General features: G+C 73.5%; 14 protein-coding genes and 1 rRNA gene. 8 read left to right on the plus strand and 7 right to left on the minus strand.

What is annotated here, in order from left to right:
* Positions 1–86: ribosomal RNA gene (rrf, locus tag ABZ576_RS15025) — 5S ribosomal RNA — on the plus strand; the annotation flags it as partial.
* Between the two features lie 95 nt (positions 87–181).
* On the opposite strand, the gene ABZ576_RS15030 is transcribed toward rrf, so the two are convergent.
* The 5 genes from ABZ576_RS15030 to ABZ576_RS15050 are packed head-to-tail and all read right to left on the minus strand — an operon-like array spanning position 182 to position 5,882.
* Positions 182–1,492: a DUF58 domain-containing protein gene (locus ABZ576_RS15030; RefSeq protein ID WP_360740080.1), complete on the minus strand. Its 1,311-nt coding sequence runs from the start codon at positions 1,490–1,492 to the stop codon at positions 182–184.
* Entirely contained in the window at positions 1,492–2,481 is a 990-nt protein-coding gene (locus ABZ576_RS15035) for a MoxR family ATPase (RefSeq protein ID WP_360740642.1), read from the minus strand. Before ABZ576_RS15035 ends, ABZ576_RS15030 begins: the two co-directional genes overlap by 1 nt.
* The gene (locus tag ABZ576_RS15040; protein ID WP_360740083.1) at positions 2,481–3,677 is read right to left on the minus strand and encodes a DUF4350 domain-containing protein; all 1,197 of its coding nucleotides are present in this window, start codon (positions 3,675–3,677) and stop codon (positions 2,481–2,483) included. Before ABZ576_RS15040 ends, ABZ576_RS15035 begins: the two co-directional genes overlap by 1 nt.
* A complete protein-coding gene (locus ABZ576_RS15045; protein ID WP_360740086.1) occupies positions 3,674–4,420 on the minus strand; it encodes a DUF4129 domain-containing protein in 747 nt (248 codons plus the stop codon). The genes ABZ576_RS15040 and ABZ576_RS15045 overlap by 4 nt, the downstream gene beginning before the upstream one ends.
* A 34-nt stretch (positions 4,421–4,454) precedes the next feature.
* Entirely contained in the window at positions 4,455–5,882 is a 1,428-nt protein-coding gene (locus ABZ576_RS15050) for a glycerophosphoryl diester phosphodiesterase membrane domain-containing protein (protein WP_360740089.1), read from the minus strand.
* A gap of 140 nt (positions 5,883–6,022) precedes the next feature.
* Here ABZ576_RS15050 and mtnA point away from each other — a divergent pair, with 140 nt between their 5' ends.
* The 7 genes from mtnA to ABZ576_RS15085 all read left to right on the plus strand — a co-directional run bounded on the left by mtnA (position 6,023) and on the right by ABZ576_RS15085 (position 15,052).
* Complete coding sequence (gene mtnA / locus ABZ576_RS15055) at positions 6,023–7,165, plus strand: S-methyl-5-thioribose-1-phosphate isomerase (RefSeq protein WP_360740092.1); 1,143 nt, start codon at positions 6,023–6,025, stop codon at positions 7,163–7,165.
* 269 nt (positions 7,166–7,434) lie between these two features.
* Positions 7,435–8,124: a two-component system response regulator MtrA gene (gene mtrA, locus ABZ576_RS15060; protein ID WP_187279108.1), complete on the plus strand. Its 690-nt coding sequence runs from the start codon at positions 7,435–7,437 to the stop codon at positions 8,122–8,124.
* A gap of 1 nt (position 8,125) precedes the next feature.
* Positions 8,126–10,228 carry an MtrAB system histidine kinase MtrB gene (gene mtrB / locus ABZ576_RS15065; protein ID WP_360740095.1) on the plus strand — a complete coding sequence of 701 codons (2,103 nt, stop codon included), beginning with the start codon at positions 8,126–8,128 and terminating at the stop codon, positions 10,226–10,228.
* Positions 10,218–12,056, plus strand: a complete 1,839-nt coding sequence (locus tag ABZ576_RS15070; RefSeq protein ID WP_360740097.1) for an LpqB family beta-propeller domain-containing protein — start codon at positions 10,218–10,220, stop codon at positions 12,054–12,056. The genes mtrB and ABZ576_RS15070 overlap by 11 nt, the downstream gene beginning before the upstream one ends.
* A 149-nt stretch (positions 12,057–12,205) precedes the next feature.
* Positions 12,206–13,096: a ComF family protein gene (locus ABZ576_RS15075; RefSeq protein WP_360740100.1), complete on the plus strand. Its 891-nt coding sequence runs from the start codon at positions 12,206–12,208 to the stop codon at positions 13,094–13,096.
* A gap of 313 nt (positions 13,097–13,409) precedes the next feature.
* Entirely contained in the window at positions 13,410–14,102 is a 693-nt protein-coding gene (gene raiA, locus ABZ576_RS15080) for a ribosome-associated translation inhibitor RaiA (protein ID WP_360740103.1), read from the plus strand.
* 203 nt (positions 14,103–14,305) lie between these two features.
* Positions 14,306–15,052 (plus strand): response regulator transcription factor, encoded by a 747-nt coding sequence (locus tag ABZ576_RS15085; RefSeq protein WP_360740106.1) that lies wholly within the window; start codon positions 14,306–14,308, stop codon positions 15,050–15,052.
* A 3-nt stretch (positions 15,053–15,055) separates the two neighbouring features.
* Here the strand turns inward: ABZ576_RS15085 and ABZ576_RS15090 are convergent, their stop codons facing one another.
* Positions 15,056–16,231, minus strand: a complete 1,176-nt coding sequence (locus tag ABZ576_RS15090) for a crosslink repair DNA glycosylase YcaQ family protein (RefSeq protein WP_360740109.1) — start codon at positions 16,229–16,231, stop codon at positions 15,056–15,058.
* Positions 16,232–16,337: 106 nt separating this feature from the next.
* A complete protein-coding gene (locus tag ABZ576_RS15095; protein ID WP_360740112.1) occupies positions 16,338–16,907 on the minus strand; it encodes a GNAT family N-acetyltransferase in 570 nt (189 codons plus the stop codon).
* Between the last annotated feature and the right edge of the window lie 212 nt (positions 16,908–17,119).

The raw sequence follows: 17,119 nt of genomic DNA on the forward strand, positions 1-17,119 counted from the left end.
GTTACATACCGAACCCGGAAGCTAAGCCTCACAGCGCCGATGGTACTGCAGGGGGGACCCTGTGGGAGAGTAGGACGCCGCCGAACAATCTTTGAGAAAACCCCCGCACCTCACGGTGCGGGGGTTTTCTGCGTTCAGGGGACATACCGTCCCCGGAGGGACGGCGGGAGTCGGAGATTCCTCAGAGCCGACCCGCCGCTTTCAACGCCAGGTAGGCGTCCGCCAGCGCCGGCGCCAAATCCTCCGGCGTCGCGTCCACCACGGTCACCCCATGACGGCGGAGCTGCTCCGCGGTGCGCCGGCGCTCGTCCTGGGCCTGGGCCGCGGCGGCCGCCTCGTACACGGCGTCCGTGGTGCCCCGGGCCCGCGCCATGCGGGCGATGTGTGGATCCGCGACGGAGGCGACCACGACGGTGTGGCGCTGCGTGAGCCGGGGGAGCACCGGAAGCAGACCCTGTTCCACCGGTGCGGCGTCCAACGCCGTGAAGAGCACGATCAGGGAGCGCCGGGGTGCGGTGCGCAGCGCGGTGGCGGTCAGACCCCGGGCGTCGGTCTCCACCAGTTCCGGCTCCAGCGTGGCCATGGCGCCGACCAGGGAGGGCAGCACATCGCCTGCCGAGCGGCCCTGGACCAGAGCCCGTACCCGGCGGTCGTAGGCGAGCAGGGCCAGCCGGTCGCCGGCGCGGGAGGCGAGGGCCGAGAGCAGCAGCGCGGCGTCCATGGAGGCGTCCAGGCGCGGGGCGTCACCCACCCGTCCGGCCGAGGTACGGCCCGTGTCTAGGACCAGCAGGATGTGGCGGTCGCGTTCGGGGCGCCAGGTGCGGACGGCGACGGCGGACTGCCGGGCGGTGGCCCGCCAGTCGATCGAGCGGGTGTCGTCCCCGGGAACGTACTCGCGCAGGCTGTCGAACTCCGTCCCCTCGCCGCGGGTCAGCACGCTGGTGCGGCCGTCGAGCTCACGCAGCCGGGCGAGCTTCGAGGGAAGGTGCTTGCGGCTGGTGAACGGCGGCAGGACCCGTACCGTCCACGGCACCAGGTGGGCGCCCTGGCGGGAGAACAGGCCGAGTGGGCCGTAGGAGCGGATCGTCACGCGGTCGGCCCGGCGGTCTCCGCGGCGGGTGGGGCGCAGCCTGGTCGTCACGCGGCGGCGTTCGCCCGGCGGGACGGTCAGCCGGTGCCGGGACGCGGCGATCTCGGTGCCGGGCTGCCAGCTGCTGGGCGGCCAGGCGTCGCGCAGCCGCGCCCGCAGCGGTCGGCGCGAGGGATTGGTGATCGTGAGGGTCACGTCGGCGGTCTCGCCGAGCCGCGTGGAGGTGTCGCCGGAGCGGGTCAGCAGGAGGCGCCGCACGGGTGCGGCGAGTGCGTAGTCGCAGGCACAGGCCACGGCGAGCGGGCCGTTGACCGCGAGGATGCCGGTCCAGCCCGGCTCCAGCACCCCGACGGGAATCGAGCCGAGTGCCGCGATGAGGGCGGCGCGTCCGGTCAGTGCCATCAGCGGGGAACCGGGACGTGGGCCAGGATGGCGGTGATGACCGCGTCGGCGGTCACGCCCTCCATCTCCGCCTCGGGGCGCAGTTGGACGCGGTGGCGCAGCGTGGGCAGGGCCAGGGCCTTCACGTCGTCGGGGATGACGTAGTCGCGGCCGGTCAGCCACGCCCACGCGCGTGACGTGGCGAGCAGGGACGTCGCGCCGCGGGGGGAGACGCCCAGCGTGAGGGAGGGCGATTCCCGGGTGGCACGGCAGATGTCCACGACGTAGGCGGTGATCTCGGGGGACACGGTGGTCTTGGCGACCGCCGCGCGGGCCGCCTCCAGGTCGGCGGCGCCCGCGACCGGGCGGACGCCCGCGCCGCGCAGGTCGCGGGGGTCGAAGCCCGAGGCGTGCCGGGTGAGGACGTCGATCTCGTCCTGCCGCGAGGGCAGAGGGACCGTCAGTTTCAGCAGGAACCGGTCCAGTTGGGCCTCGGGCAGGGGGTAGGTGCCCTCGTACTCGACCGGGTTCTGGGTCGCGGCGACCAGGAACGGCTCCGGGAGCGGGCGCGGGGTGCCGTCGACCGTGACCTGGCGTTCCTCCATGGCCTCCAGCAGCGACGACTGGGTCTTGGGCGGGGTGCGGTTGATCTCGTCCGCGAGCAGCAGGTTGGTGAAGACCGGGCCGGGCTGGAAGGAGAACTCGGCGCTGCGGGTGTCGTAGACGAGGGAACCGGTGACGTCGCTCGGCATCAGGTCCGGGGTGAACTGGACGCGTTTGGTGTCGAGTTCGAGTGCGGACGCGAGGGCGCGGACGAGCAACGTCTTGGCGACCCCGGGGACTCCTTCGAGGAGTACGTGTCCGCGGCAGAGGAGGGCGACGACGAGGCCGGTCACGGCGGGGTCCTGGCCGACCACGGCTTTGGCGATCTCCGTGCGCAGGGCCTCCAGGGAGGCCCGGGCGGTGCCCGCGTCCCCGCTCCGCCCGGCGTTGTCAGTGGTCGGGTCCATCATGAACGGCGTACCTCTCTTTCGAGGGCGTCGAGTTGGTCGGTGAGTGCGATGAGGGCCGCGTCGTCGCCGGGCGGCGGTCCGAAGAGGAGGAAGTGCAGGGCCTGTCCGTCGCCGGCGAGGTGAGCGGACAGGGCGGGGAGCAGGGCCTCGGGCGCGTGCGCCTGGGCGACGGGCACGCCGACGAGGGGGGCGAGGCGGGTGCGGGTGGTGGCGCGGAGAGCGGTGGCCGCGCGGTCGCGGGCGTCGGCCTTGCGGTAGAGCCGGGCGCGGCCTTCGGCGGTCTCCGAGGCGCGGACCGCGACGGGGAGTTTCTCGGACACGAGGGGACCGAAGCGGCGTGCCCGCCAGAAGGCGGCCAGGACCGCCGCGATGAAGAGCTGCAGCGTGGCCCAGAGCCATCCCGAGGGGAGCAGGTCGAAGAAGCTCTTGCGCTCACCGGTCTCGGGGGCGGCGGCGTCGGACAGCGAGGGGAGGTACCACACCAGATGCGGGCGCGAACCGAGGAGTTGGAGGGCGAGCGAGGCGTTGCCCTGTTCGTCGAGGCGGTCGTTGTAGAGGATGTCGGGTGCGCCGAGGACGACGGTGTCGCCGCCCCCGGAGGCCGCGGGGACGCGCAGCAGGGTGGCGAGGCGCTCGCTGCGGTAGCAGGAGTCGGCGTCGAGGTGGGTGGTGGTGTAGCGGACGCCGCCGGTGTCGGCGGTGCCCGCGCGCCGGGCTTCGGGCAGTGTGCAGTCCGGGGCGAGGGTGGATGCGTCGCTGGTGGCGGGGTCCGCGGTGACCCCGGGGGCGAGGCGTTCGACGGACCAGCTGCCGGCCGCGACCAGCACGGTGCGCCCGCCCGAGGACGCCGTGGCCGTGTGCAGCCGGCTCTGCTGACGGTGGGTCAGCAGGTCGGGCACGGCAACCAGCAGGGTGGTGTCCGGGCCGGCGGCGGCGCGCGCCGCGTCCAGGGTGGTGACCACGCGGGTGGAAACACCCCGGGCGGCGAGGAGTTGGGCGACGGCCCGGCTGCCGTAGGGGTCGGCGGAGCGCGGGTCCAGCTCGCCGTGCCGGGCGGTGGAGCGTACGGCGGCCATGGCGACGGCCGCCACCAGGATCAGTACGACGGCGAGCGCGATGCCTCGTGTCCTGGTCCACACCTGGCGGCCGGTGGGTGCGGTGGAGGTGGTCGTCGGCGGGGCCTCGGCGGTCACTCGGTGACCCCCTGGCGGGTGCTGTGGGCCGCGGCGGTGGCGTCGGCGGCGAGGGCCGGGCGAGTGTTTTCGAGGTCGCGGTCGAGCGTGACGAGGCGGTGGTACGCCTGCTCGTCGGCGCTGCGCCCGCCGTACGTGACGTCGTCGAAGTCGCGGGCGGCGGTGCGCAACCGGTCCGTGTGCCCGGGAAGGACGCGGCCGGCCTCGGCGGCCGCCTCGTCGGCGGTGCGGCCGGCGCGTACGTCGAGCAGGGCGCGTTCCTCCAGGGAGCGGACGAGGGCGCGCATGCGTTCCTGGACGGCCTGGTTCCAGTGGCCCAGGGCGGCATGGGCCTCGCCGGCCGCGCGGTGTTCGGCGGCGCTGCGGGGGCGGTCGCCGAACAGGGCGGCCGCGGAAGCGGGCCGGCGGCGGGGGGTGCCGAGGCGCCACCACAGGGCGGCCAGGACGGCGACGGCGAACAGGATGACCACGAACAGGCCGACGGCGCCGCCCGGGGTCGCCGAGGCGGCGCTGCTGAACAGCCGGTCGAGCCAGTCCCAGAACGCGTCCAGGGCCCGCTGGAGCAGGCTGGGGTCGTTCTCGTGGTACACCGGCTTGGACAGCTCGCGCCGGGCCGCTTCCCGCGCGGGGTCGCGCGGGACGGTCACCGGCGGTTCGTCGCCCGAGCCGGCCGCCAGGACGGCCCGGCCCGTCACCCGCGCCAGTGCCCGGACGGCCGTCGCGGCGGGGCCCGATGGAGCCACCGCCGTGAGGACTGCCCCCGTGAGGCTCACCGCATCAGCTCCCGGATACGTGGCCGGTGCCGCCGGTGCCGTAGCCCTGGACTCCGGCGGCGCGGGCCAGTTCGAGGTCGAGGGCTTCGCGGCGGATGCGCTGGTCGATGTAGAGGAGCACGGTGACGCCGGCGCTGATCGGAAGGGTGAGCGTGGTGCCGATCAGGGAGCCGATGCCCCGGATGATCAGGAACGCCCAGCCGACGTGTCCGCCGCTGGTGCCCAGGAAGTCGTCCATGCCGTCACCGCTCACGGCGGCACCGATGACGGCGAAGGGGATGGTGACGATGGAGGAGACGATGTTGGCGATGAGCCAGGCGAGTACCTGGATGCCGAAGATGCGCCACCAGGAGCCGCGCACCAGCTTGGCGGAGCGGCTCATGGCCTTCGTGATGGTCTGGCGTTCCAGCATCAGCGCGGGCGCGGCCAGGTAGAAGCGGATCGCCAGCCACACCGCGACCACGACGGAGCCGAGGATGCCGAGGCCGAGGAGCGCCGCTCCGCCGGCGTCGCTGCCGCCGGCGGCCAGGACGAGGATGCCGGGCAGGGCCCCGGCGGCCACCACCCCGACGGTGATCAGGCCGAGCAGGAGGAGCAGGCCGCACAGCTTCGGGAGCTGCGGGCGGGCCTCCCGCCAGGCCTCGCCGGCGCTGACCGGCTTGCCGAGGACGGCACGGCTGGTGATGGTCGTGAGCAGCGCGGTCGCGACCAGGATGGCGGCCGCGGAGATCACTGTGACGATGCCTCCGACGATCATGGTCTCGCGCAGCGCGCGGAACACCTCGTCGGGGGTGGCGGTCCGGCTGTCGAGGGACGTGCCGGAGAGGGCGTCGTTGAGGACGAGGCCCTGGAGGAGGACCAGGCAGGTGTCCGTGACCACGGCGACGGTCAGCGCGATACCGAGGACCGTGCGCCAGTAGGTGCGCATGGTGGACACGGCGCCGTCGAGGATCTCGCCGACGCCGAGCGGGCGCAGCGGGATGACACCGGGCTTGGCGGCGGGAGGCGGGCCGCCCCAGCCGCCGCCCCAGGCGGGGTAGCCGCCCGGGTTGCCGTGACCGCCGTACCCGGCGGGCGGACCGGCGTATCCGGCGGGCGGACCGGCGTACCCCGCGGGTGGGCCGGTGTATCCGCCGCCGGGTCCGCCGGGGCCGGGGCCGCCGGGGTGCCGTCCGCCCCAGCCCGGGCCGGGCGGCGGGGGCGGTGGGGCCTGGTGCGGGCTCGGGGCACCGGTGGGCGCCGACCACTGGCCGGGTGGCGGCTGTTCCTTCGACCATTTCGCGCCCGCGCCCTGCGCTTCCGCGCCCGGCTGCGGCGCGGGCTCGGTGGGGCCGGGGCGGTCGGCGGGCTCGGCGGGGCCGGACGCACCGGGCTCCCGCCCCTCGGGCGACGGGGAGGATCCGGGCGAGGCCCAGCCCGGAGTGTCTGTCATCGAAGCTCCTTCTCGGTGCCCGTCCGCGGTCGCGGCGGCAGGTTGGCAGCCATCGTGCCATGGGCCGGTCGGCAGGGGGCCGGCCGCGGTGGGGGCCGGACGCCTTCAATTGTCCGCCGGATCCGGGGCAGACTGACGGCATGGCTGATCAGCAGGCGCGAACCGGCGGGCACATGCGGCCGACCGAGATACCGGCGATCCGATGGGAGGAACCACCAGAAGGTCCCGTACTGGTCCTTCTCGATCAGACAAGGCTTCCGGCGGAAGAGGTCGAGCTGGTGTGCACGGACGCATCGGCGCTGGTGGAGGCGATCCGTTCGCTCGCCGTGCGGGGGGCGCCGCTGCTGGGGATCGCGGGGGCGTACGGCGTCGCGCTCGCCGCCGCGCGCGGCTTCGAGGTGGCCGAGGCGGCGAGCGCGCTCGCGGGAGCCAGGCCCACCGCGGTGAACCTCTCCGTCGGTGTGCGCCGGGCGCAGGCCGCGCACCAGGCGGCGCTGGCCAGGACCGGCGACCCCACCGCGGCCGCCATGGCGGCGCTGGCCGCGGCGCGGGCGCTGCACCGGGAGGACGCCGAGGCCAGTGCCCGGATGGCGGCCCATGGGCTGGCGCTGCTGGACGAGCTGCAGCCCGGCGGCGGGCACCGGATCCTGACCCACTGCAACACCGGCTCGCTGGTGTCGGGCGGGGAGGGCACGGCCTTCGCGGTGGCGCTCGCCGCGCACCGGGCGGGGCGGCTGCGGCGGCTGTGGGTGGACGAGACGCGTCCGCTGCTGCAGGGCGCGCGCCTGACCGCGTACGAAGCGGCTCGCAGCGGCATGGCGTACACCCTGCTCACCGACAACGCGGCGGGTTCCCTGTTCGCGGCGGGCGAGGTGGACGCGGTGCTGATCGGGGCGGACCGGATCGCGGCCGACGGTTCGGTGGCGAACAAGGTGGGGAGCTATCCGCTCGCCGTGCTGGCGCGGTACCACCACGTGCCGTTCATCGTGGTGGCGCCGCTGACGACGGTCGACGCGGACACGCCCGACGGGGCGTCCATCGAGGTCGAGCAGCGGCCCGGCTTCGAGGTGACCGAGGTCGCGGTGCCCCAGGTGCCGGTGACGGCAGCCGGAGGGGGGATCGCGGTGGCGCCCCTGGGGACCCAGGCGTACAACCCGGCGTTCGACGTGACGCCGCCCGAGCTGGTGACGGCGATCGTCACCGAGGCGGGGGTCGTGTCACCCGTGACGGCCGAGGCCCTGGCGGAGTCGTGTGCCGGGTCCCGCCAGGTGGCGGTCGACTGATGGGGTGAGGCCGGCTCCGGCGGCGTCGACGGCCCCTCGACCTCGGTGACGTCCGGGGCGAGGGGCCGTGGCATCACCGTTCCGGACATCCCCGTTTCGTCGCCCGCCGGGGCCGGCGATCGCCGGCGAGGGGCGCGCCGGTGCCGGTGGACGGCCGGTGCCGGGACCGGTGCCGGCGGACAGGGGCAGACAGTGACGGCGACATACGACTATCGTCACCGGCCAGTGACCTCCCTCACCAGGGCGCCTGTCGCTGTTATGAGAATGGGATGATGTCGTTTATGAAGGGACGAGTCCTTGTCGTCGACGACGACACCGCACTGGCCGAGATGCTCGGCATCGTGCTGCGTGGTGAAGGTTTTGAGCCGTCTTTCGTAGCCGACGGCGACAAGGCGCTGGCCGCTTTCCGTGAGAGCAAGCCCGACTTGGTGCTGCTCGACCTCATGCTGCCCGGACGGGACGGCATCGAGGTGTGCCGGCTGATCCGGGCGGAGTCCGGGGTGCCGATCGTGATGCTCACGGCGAAGAGCGACACCGTCGATGTCGTGGTGGGCCTGGAGTCGGGCGCCGACGACTACATCGTGAAGCCGTTCAAGCCGAAGGAGCTGGTGGCGCGGATCCGGGCGCGACTGCGCAGGTCGGAGGAGCCGGCACCGGAGCAGCTCACCATCGGTGACCTGGTCATCGACGTCGCCGGGCACTCGGTGAAGCGGGACGGGCAGTCGATCGCGCTGACCCCGCTCGAGTTCGACCTGCTGGTCGCGCTCGCGCGCAAGCCGTGGCAGGTGTTCACGCGCGAGGTGCTCCTGGAGCAGGTGTGGGGCTACCGGCACGCGGCCGACACCCGGCTGGTCAACGTGCACGTCCAGCGGCTGCGCTCCAAGGTCGAGAAGGACCCGGAGCGGCCGGAGATCGTGGTGACCGTCCGTGGTGTCGGTTACAAGGCCGGACCGAGCTGACATGTCCGGGGACAGCGCCGCTTCGGCTCCCGGCGGGTCCGGGTCCCGGCCGGGGCGGCCTGTCGGCCGGACGGCGGCGGGTTCGCGGATCAGGCGCCTGTTCGAGGGCGGGCTGCTCCGGGGCGGGGTCCAGGGCAGCCCGGTGCTGCGGCTGTTCCTGCGCTGGGTGCGCCGGCCGCTGTTGCCGGTGATGCGGCTGTGGCGGCGCAACATCCAGCTCAGGGTGGTCGCCACGACCCTGCTCATGTCGCTGGGCGTCGTCCTGCTGCTGGGTTTCGTGGTGATCGGGCAGGTGCGCAACGGCCTGCTGGACGCCAAGGTGAAGGCGTCGCAGAGCCAGGCCACGGGCGGGTTCGCGGTGGCCAAGCAGAAGGCCGACGAGGCGGTCGGCGGGACCGGAGCGGGTGCCGCCGCCGACGACGGTGAAGACGCCGCGACCGCGGACGGGCGGCAGTCGCAGAACGTCATCCAGTGGATGAGCGATCTCGTGGAGTCGCTGTCCAGCGGTGGTGCGGGCGCCTTCGACGTGGTGACGCTGCCCGTCGGCGACGACAGCGGCGGCGGGCGCAGCCCACGCGGCTCCGGGAACGTCAACCCGACCTCCAGCGTGCCCGCGGCCCTGCGCGACCGGGTCAACAGCGGTACGACGGCCGTGCAGAGCAACACGCGGATCATCTACTTCGGCGGCAAGGAGTCGCAGCCGGGTCTCGTCATCGGCAAGCAGGTCAACGACCCCAACGGCCGTCCCTACGAGCTGTACTACCTCTTCCCGCTGACGCAGGAGGAGAAGTCCCTGAGCCTGGTCAAGGGCACCCTCGCCACCGCCGGGCTGTTCGTCGTCGTCCTGCTGGGCGCCATCGCCTGGCTGGTGGTGCGGCAGGTCGTCACGCCGGTGCGGATGGCGGCCGGGATCGCGGAGCGGCTGTCCGCCGGGCGGTTGCAGGAGCGGATGAAGGTCACCGGCGAGGACGACATCGCGCGTCTCGGCGAGGCCTTCAACAAGATGGCGCAGAACCTCCAGGTCAAGATCCAGCAGCTGGAGGACCTGTCGCGGATGCAGCGTCGGTTCGTCTCCGACGTCTCGCACGAGCTGCGCACCCCGCTGACCACCGTCCGGATGGCCGCCGACGTCATCCACGAGGCCCGCGAGGACTTCGACCCGGTGACCGCGCGCTCGGCCGAGCTGCTCGCCGACCAGCTGGACCGGTTCGAGTCGCTGCTCGCGGACCTGCTGGAGATCAGCCGATTCGACGCGGGCGCGGCGGCCCTGGAGGCCGAGCCGATAGACCTCAGGGAGGTCGTCCGGCGGGTGGTGAGCGGCGCCGAGCCGCTCGCCGAGCGCAAGGGCACCCGCATACGGGTCTTCGGCGACCAGCAGCCCGTCGTCGCCGAGGCGGACCCCCGGCGCGTGGAGCGGGTGCTGCGCAACCTCGTCGTCAACGCCGTCGAGCACGGCGACGGCAAGGACGTCATCGTCAAGCTCGCCGCGGCGGGCGGCGCCGTGGCCATCGCGGTGCGCGACTACGGCGTCGGGCTCAAGCCCGGCGAGGCGACCCGGGTCTTCAGCCGCTTCTGGCGGGCCGACCCGGCACGCGCGCGTACCACCGGCGGGACGGGTCTCGGACTGTCGATCGCCCTGGAGGACGCGCGGCTGCACGGCGGCTGGCTCCAGGCCTGGGGTGAGCCGGGCGGCGGCTCCCAGTTCCGGCTGACGCTGCCCAGGACCGCCGACGAGCCGCTGCGGGGCTCGCCCATACCGCTGGAGCCCAAGGATTCACGCCGCAACCGCGGCCTCGACGAAGCCGGTCGGCCCCGCGCGGGAGCGGAGAAGCAGGCGACCCTTCCGGTGCAGCACACCGGTGCCCAGCCGGCCGCGCTGCCGCCGAGGGCGCCGCGGCTGTCCGCGACCCCCGCCGCCGACCCGACCGCCCTGCCCGGACACGGCAACGGCGCGCGCGTGGTGCCCCGGCCCACCGGTGGTGCGCGGCGCCCGGGCGAAGGGCCCGCCGCGGGTCCGGCGGCCGACACGCATGGGGGCGGGCCGGGCGGAGCGGCCGGGCCGCATGACTCGACCGAGCCAGGGGAGGCGTTTCGTGGCCGCTGACCGCAAGGGGGGCGCACGGCGGCGGCTGGGGCGCGCGGTGGCGTACGCCGCCGCGGGTGTCGTCCTGCTGGCCGGGTGCGCGTCGATGCCCGACAGCGGGGACCTGCGGGACGTGGAGTCCACGCCGCGGCAGGACACCGGGGTGCGGGTGTTCGCGATGCCGCCGGCCGAGGGGGCCGGTCCGGGGGAGATCATGCAGGGCTTCCTGGAGGCGCTGACCAGCGACGACCCGGAGTACGACACGGCGCGCAAGTACCTGACGGCCGAGGCGGCGAGCGCCTGGCGGCCGGAGCGGTCGACCACCGTGCTGGCGAACGGGCCGAGCATCGAGACCGACTGCGGCCCGGGTCCCCGGGAGGAGGCCAACAGCGTCACGTGCGTGCTCGCCGGTATCCGGGTCGCCACGGTCGACGCGCAGCAGGCGTACCAGCCCGCCGACGGCTTCTACCGCAAGAAGCTGCACCTCACGAAGAACCCCAAGTCCGGCCAGTGGCGCATCGACGGGCTGCCCGACGGTGTCGTCATGGGCAAGTCGGACTTCCAGCGGAACTACACGTCCGTCGACAAGTTCTACTTCGCCTCGAACACGGCGGTCGGGACGGCCGGGCAGCCGGTGGCGGTCGCCGATCCGGTCTTCGTGCGCAGCAAGGTCGACCCGATGACCCAGATGGTCCGCTCGCTGCTGAACGGGCCGACCGCGTGGCTCGGTCCGGTGGTCAGGTCCAGCTTCCCGACCGGTACGGCGCTGAGGAAGGGTGCGTCCGGGCTGGCACCGGACGACCAGAACAGGCTGACCGTGCCGCTGAACCTGGAAGGTTCCCAAGTCGCGGCGAGCAAGTGCACCGAGATGGCCACCCAGGTGCTGCTCACCCTGCGGAACCTGGCTCCGACACTGGAAGGCGTCGCGCTGGAGGGCACCGGCGGGGACCGGCTGTGCGAACTGACCGAGGAGCGCGCCGAGTCCGTCGCCTGGCACGGATCCTCCAAGCGTCCCGAGTACCTGTACTTCCTCGACGGCAAGCACCAGGCGGTACGGATGCCGACCGGGAGCACCGGAACCGGCGCCGTCCCCGTGCCGGGTCCGCTGGGCGAGGGCGAGAAGGCACTCCGGTCGGTGGCCGTCTCGCGCGACGAGCACACCGCGGCCGGGGTCGGTGACGAGGGCAGGTCGCTGTACGTGGCGTCGCTGGCGTCGGGCGGTTCGCTCGGTGCCCCGCTGCTGACCAGCGCCGGCCCGACGCCCGCCGACCGGCTGACCACGCCGAGCTGGGACGCCCGCGGGGACCTGTGGGTGGCCGACCGGGACCCGCACCGGCCGCGGCTGTTCGTCCTGGAGCAGGGCGTCGGCGACGGTGAACCGGAGCAGGTCGCCGTGCCGGATCTGTCCGGCCGGATCAAGGACGTGCGGGTGGCCGCCGACGGGGCGCGGATCGCGCTGGTCGTCGAGAAGGACGGCGAGCAGTCGCTGCTCCTGGGCCGGATCCAGCGGGACGACGGCACCGGGCAGGGCATCTCGGTGGACGGTCTGCGGCCGGCCGCTCCGGATCTGGAGCAGGTCAGTGCCGTCTCCTGGGCCGGTGACAGCAGGCTGCTCGTGGTCGGCCAGGAGCATGGGGGCGTGCAGCAGATGCGGTACGTCCAGGTCGACGGGTCCACGCTCGACGGCCCGGCCCCGGGCGCGCTGCCCGGTGTGGAGGCGGTCGCCGCGTCCGAGGACGAGCGGGTGCCGCTGGTGGCCTACTCGGAGGACGGGATCGTACGGCTGCCGTCCGGCGCCCAGTGGCAGAAGGTCGACAAGGACGGGACGGCGCCGGTCTATCCGGGCTGAGGCCGGCCGGGTGCCGGGGTGCCGCGGAGTGGGCCGGGCCCGCTGAGGCCGGCCGGGTGCCGGGGTGCCGCGGAGTGGGCCGGGGTGTTGTCCACAGGCGTTGTCCACAGGGGTGGCCCGGCCGCGCCGGGGGCGGCACAGTGGTGCGCATGCGGGGGTGGTGGCAGGACCTCACCGACCTGGTGCTGCCGGCCGACTGCGCGGGCTGCGGGGCACCTCGTACGGCACTCTGCCCACGGTGCCGGGCCGCGCTGGTCGGCGGCGTGCCGCGCCGGGTGCGGCCGGTGCCGGAGCCGGCCGGGCTGCCGGTGGTGCACGCGGCGGCTCCGTACGCGGCGGAGGTGCGCGCGCTGCTCCTCGCGCACAAGGAGCGGGGCGCGCTGGCGCTCGCGGGAGCGCTGGGCACGGCACTGGCGGGGGCCGTGCGGGCGGGCCTCGGCGGGGCCGCGGCCACCGGGGCCACTGAGGCCACCGGTGGCGGGGCCGCCGGCGGGCCGGGGCGCGGGCCCGTGCTGCTGGTGCCGGTGCCCTCCGCCCGCTGGGCCGTGCGGGCGCGCGGGCACGATCCGGTGCGGCGGATGGCGCTCGCGGCCGCCGGGGAGCTGCGGCGCACCGGGACGCCGGCCCGGGTGGCGGCCGTACTGCGCCAGCGGCGGCCCGTGGCGGACCAGGCGGGCCTGGACGCGCGGCGGCGCCTGGCGAACCTCGCCGGGGCGCTGGAGGTCACCGCGGGAGGCGGCCGGTTGCTCGGCGCGGGCCGGGTGGTGCTCGTCGACGACCTGATGACGACCGGCGCCAGCCTCGCGGAGGCGGCGAGGGCCCTGCGGCAGGGGGTGCCATTCCGCCGAGATGAGGGGACTCTCGTGTACGAGGCCGTAACTCGGGAAGGTAGGGAGGAACGACGCACCGGTGCCCGGCCGAAGCGGAGGGAGTGTATGCAGGGTGCACTTGAAAAGGCGGTGCCGAACGCCCGTGAGTGGATGCTCCGTGCGGCAGTGATCGCCGCTCCCTGCGATTCTTTCGAAATGAACAGGAACTGACCGCCGACCTGCGTCGTTGCAGGTGGTGAGGGGATCAATTCACCTGAACGGAGGTACACCGCGCGAGAGGGTGACGACATCCGTCCGGGCGAGATATGTTCGGTTGTGAGGAAAGGCGCAGGCCACGCCTCGCATTATCCGAATGCCGTGCTGCGGGTTTTCCGCATTCACCCGCACCGGTGGGGTGGAGATCTCGCCCATGGGGGAGGAGGAGGTGGACGTCACCGAGTCCGAGGTCCGGCGATCACCGGACCTGGTGCAATAGGGAGATGCTCCGCCGAACCAGCGGAGCGATCCGGGAACGGAGTTCTGCGTGGACATCGTCGTCAAAGGCCGCAAGACCGAGGTGCCCGAGCGGTTCCGCAAGCACGTGGCCGAGAAGCTGAAGCTGGAGAAGATCCAGCGGCTCGATGCCAAGGTGATCAGCCTCGACGTCGAGGTGTCCAAGGAGCCGAACCCCCGACAGGCCGACCGCTGTGACCGAGTGGAGATCACGCTCCGCTCCCGCGGTCCGGTGATCCGGGCGGAGGCAGCGGCCAGCGACCCGTACGCGGCACTTGACCTGGCGGCGGAGAAACTGGATGCGCGGCTGCGCAAGCAGCACGACAAGCGGTTCTCGCGCCGGGGCGCGCGCCGGATCCCGGCGGCCGAGGTCGCCGACCACGTCCCGGGTGCGGCGACGCTCGACGGCAACGGCATCCTCGTCCAGGAGGAGGAGGCGGACGGCGTACCGACCAAGAAGATCGGCCCGCTGGAGGTCAAGGGCGAAGGACCCCTCGTCGTCCGCGAGAAGACCCACGTCGCCTCCCCGATGAGCCTCGACCAGGCTCTCTACGAGATGGAACTGGTCGGCCACGACTTCTACTTGTTCGTCGACTCCGAGACGAAGGAGCCGAGCGTCGTCTACCGGCGCCACGCCTACGACTACGGCGTGATCCACCTCAGCACGGACCCGATGGTCACTGAGACGCAGCCCCCGGCGGCGGGGGGCACGCTGGGCGGCTGACCCACCCGGCTGAAGCTGAGCCGGTGCCCCTGGAGCGCGTGTGCGCCCCCAGGGGCATCGGTGTGCGACCACTTCGCGCCCCGCACGTCACCTCGGTGTCGCCCGGGCATGAAATCATGGCCGCACCGGCCCAACCGGTGGGCCGCTGCCTTGGGTTGGCGATGGCACAGGACCACAGGCCACAGCCTTCAGGGGGAGGAACGATGGCGGACACCTTCGGACCGATGCGGGACGGGGACGCCGACGGCCATGCCGTCGGGACGGGCCCGGACCCGGACGCTCCACGCAAGGAGCCGATCAGAGTCCTGGTCGTGGACGACCACGCCCTCTTCCGGCGCGGCCTGGAGATCGTGCTCGCGGCCGAGGAGGACATCCAGGTCGTCGGCGAGGCCGGCGACGGGGCCGAGGCCGTCGACAAGGCCGCCGACCTGCTGCCCGACATCGTGCTGATGGACGTCCGCATGCCCAAGCGCGGGGGGATCGAGGCCTGCACCTCCATCAAGGAGGTCGCCCCCAGCGCCAAGATCATCATGCTGACGATCAGCGACGAGGAGGCCGACCTCTACGAGGCGATCAAGGCGGGCGCGACCGGCTACCTGCTGAAGGAGATCTCGACCGACGAGGTGGCCACCGCCATTCGCGCGGTGGCCGACGGGCAGTCGCAGATCAGTCCGTCGATGGCGTCGAAACTGCTCACCGAGTTCAAGTCGATGATCCAGCGCACCGACGAGCGCAGGCTGGTGCCCGCGCCCCGGCTGACCGACCGGGAGCTGGAGGTCCTCAAACTCGTCGCCACGGGCATGAACAACCGGGACATCGCCAAGGAGCTGTTCATCTCCGAGAACACCGTGAAGAACCACGTGCGCAACATCCTGGAGAAGCTGCAGCTGCACTCCAGGATGGAGGCTGTGGTGTACGCGATGCGGGAGAAGATCCTCGAGATCCGCTAGCGCCTAGCCGAGCAGGCCGGCGAGCTCCCTGGTGAGCGGGGCGCGCAGCTCGGGGGCGTCCACCCGCTCCACGCGGACGTCCGTGCAGTTCACCCAGGCCGCCGCCTCGGTCAGCGCCCGCGCGACCGCCGGGACCGCCTTCGGGCCGTCCAGGGTGACCTGCCTGGCCACCAGCGTGCGGCCCTCGCGGGCCGGGTCGACACGCCCGACCAGCCGGCCGCCGGCCAGCACGGGCATCGCGAAGTAGCCGTGCACCCGCTTGGGCTTGGGGACGTACGCCTCCAGCCGGTGGGTGAAGCCGAAGATCCGCTCCGTGCGCGCCCTCTCCCAGATCAGCGAGTCGAACGGGGACAGCAGCGTGGTGCGGTGCCGGCCGCGCGGCGGCGTCGCCAGGGCCGCCGGGTCCGCCCAGGCCGGCCTGCCCCAGCCCTCGACCTCGACCGGGACCAGGCCCGAGTCGGCGATCACCGCGTCGACCTGTTCCCCCTTGAGGCGGTGGTAGTCGGCGATGTCCCCGCGCGTGCCGACGCCGAGCGACTCGCCCGCCAGCCGCACCAGACGGCGCAGGCACTCGGTGTCGTCCAGCTCGTCGTGGAGCAGGGCGGCCGGGACCGCGCGCTCGGCGAGGTCGTACACCCGCTTCCAGCCGCGCCGTTCGACGCACACCACCTCGCCGTACATCAGCGCCCGCTCCACGGCGACCTTCGTGCCCGACCAGTCCCACCAGTCGTTCGTCTTCTTCGCGCCGCCCAGCTCGGTGGCGGTCAGCGGGCCCTCCGCGCGCAGCTGCTTGATGACCTGGTCGTAGGCGCCGTCGGGGAGTTCGTGGTGCCAGTGCGGGCGGTTGCGGTAGGCGCGGCGGCGGAAGGCGAAGTGCGGCCACTCCTCGATGGGCAGGAGGCAGGCCGCGTGCGACCAGTACTCGAAGGCGTGGGCGTCCGTCCAGTACGCGGCCTCCACCGTCGTACGGCCGACGGCGCCCAGCCGGGCGTACGGCACCAGTTCGTGGGAGCGGGCGAGGACCGAGATCGTGTCCAGCTGGACCGCGCCGAGGTGGCGCAGCACTCCGCGGACCCCGGCGCGCCGGTCGGGTGCGCCGAGGAGGCCCTGGGCCCGCAGGGCGATCCGGCGGGCGTCGTCCGCGGTGAGGAGGGTGGTCGGGCGCGGAAGGGTCGTCATGCGTCGGACGATAGAGGGTGCCACTGACAACCCGCGGCGAGCCGTGCTTTCCCCGGTCGCCCCGGTCGCCCCGGTCGAAAGGCCGGGCCGCCCGGCCCACGGGCGGTCAGTGACGCGCGGGCAGGTACGGGGCGGTGGAGGGCAGGCCCAGGTCCGAGGGGAGCAGGGAGCCGATCCAGCAGTCCCGGCGCACGCCCCGGTTGTTGATGCCGGAGCGCAGGGTGCCCTCCATGGTGAAGCCGGCCCGCTCCGCCACCGCGCGGGAGGCGTGGTTGCCGACCTCGGCCTGCCATTCGACACGGTCGACGCCGACCTCGGTGAAGATCCACCGGCAGGCCGTGAGCGTGGCCTCCACGACATAGCCGCGGCCGCGGTGCTCCTTGGCCGCCCAGAAGCCGACCTCGGCCGTGCCCAGCGAGCGCATCGAGAGGGAGAGCATGGCGGCCAGGTCGCCGTCGGGCAGGAAGACGCCGAAGGTGAACACCGAGCCCTGGGACCAGCCGTCGGGGACGATCCGCTCCGTGAAGGACCGCGCGTGTTCGGGCAGATAGGGCGAGGGCACCGTCGTCCAGCGCTGGATGTCGGGGTCCTGCGCGGCCTCGTACACCGCGTCGGCGTCGGCGGGGCCGACCGGCCGCAGCAGAAGACGGTCGGTGGTGAGAGTGACGGGTTCCATCGCCCGATTCTGCTGGGCGCACCCGTCCGGAGTCATCGATTTTCGCGAAGCGTGAGCGTGTGATCACAATTCGCGCAATTCCTCGCGCCGATGCGGCACTATCCGGAGGACCCGTCCGTTGTCCTGGATGAGGCAGCTGCCGGGACGCCAGGCCTCCCGGCGCAGCCGGGTCCTCGCATACGATGGCCGTTGCTCAGTAAGTCAAAGGAAAA

It is taken from the genome of Streptomyces sp. NPDC013455 (assembly GCF_040632975.1).
Classification (GTDB): domain Bacteria; phylum Actinomycetota; class Actinomycetes; order Streptomycetales; family Streptomycetaceae; genus Streptomyces.

What these genes read in the sequence shown, in the direction of transcription:
- ABZ576_RS15030 (WP_360740080.1), bottom strand. Translation starts at nt 1,492, where the DNA reads ATGGCACTGACCGGACGCGCCGCCCTCATCGCGGCACTCGGCTCGATT.
- ABZ576_RS15035 (WP_360740642.1), bottom strand. Translation starts at nt 2,481, where the DNA reads ATGGACCCGACCACTGACAACGCCGGGCGGAGCGGGGACGCGGGCACC.
- ABZ576_RS15050 (WP_360740089.1), bottom strand. Translation starts at nt 5,882, where the DNA reads ATGACAGACACTCCGGGCTGGGCCTCGCCCGGATCCTCCCCGTCGCCC.
- mtnA (WP_360740092.1), top strand. Translation starts at nt 6,023, where the DNA reads ATGGCTGATCAGCAGGCGCGAACCGGCGGGCACATGCGGCCGACCGAG.
- mtrA (WP_187279108.1), top strand. Translation starts at nt 7,435, where the DNA reads ATGATGTCGTTTATGAAGGGACGAGTCCTTGTCGTCGACGACGACACC.
- mtrB (WP_360740095.1), top strand. Translation starts at nt 8,126, where the DNA reads ATGTCCGGGGACAGCGCCGCTTCGGCTCCCGGCGGGTCCGGGTCCCGG.
- ABZ576_RS15075 (WP_360740100.1), top strand. Translation starts at nt 12,206, where the DNA reads ATGCGGGGGTGGTGGCAGGACCTCACCGACCTGGTGCTGCCGGCCGAC.
- ABZ576_RS15085 (WP_360740106.1), top strand. Translation starts at nt 14,306, where the DNA reads ATGGCGGACACCTTCGGACCGATGCGGGACGGGGACGCCGACGGCCAT.
- ABZ576_RS15090 (WP_360740109.1), bottom strand. Translation starts at nt 16,231, where the DNA reads ATGACGACCCTTCCGCGCCCGACCACCCTCCTCACCGCGGACGACGCC.
- ABZ576_RS15095 (WP_360740112.1), bottom strand. Translation starts at nt 16,907, where the DNA reads ATGGAACCCGTCACTCTCACCACCGACCGTCTTCTGCTGCGGCCGGTC.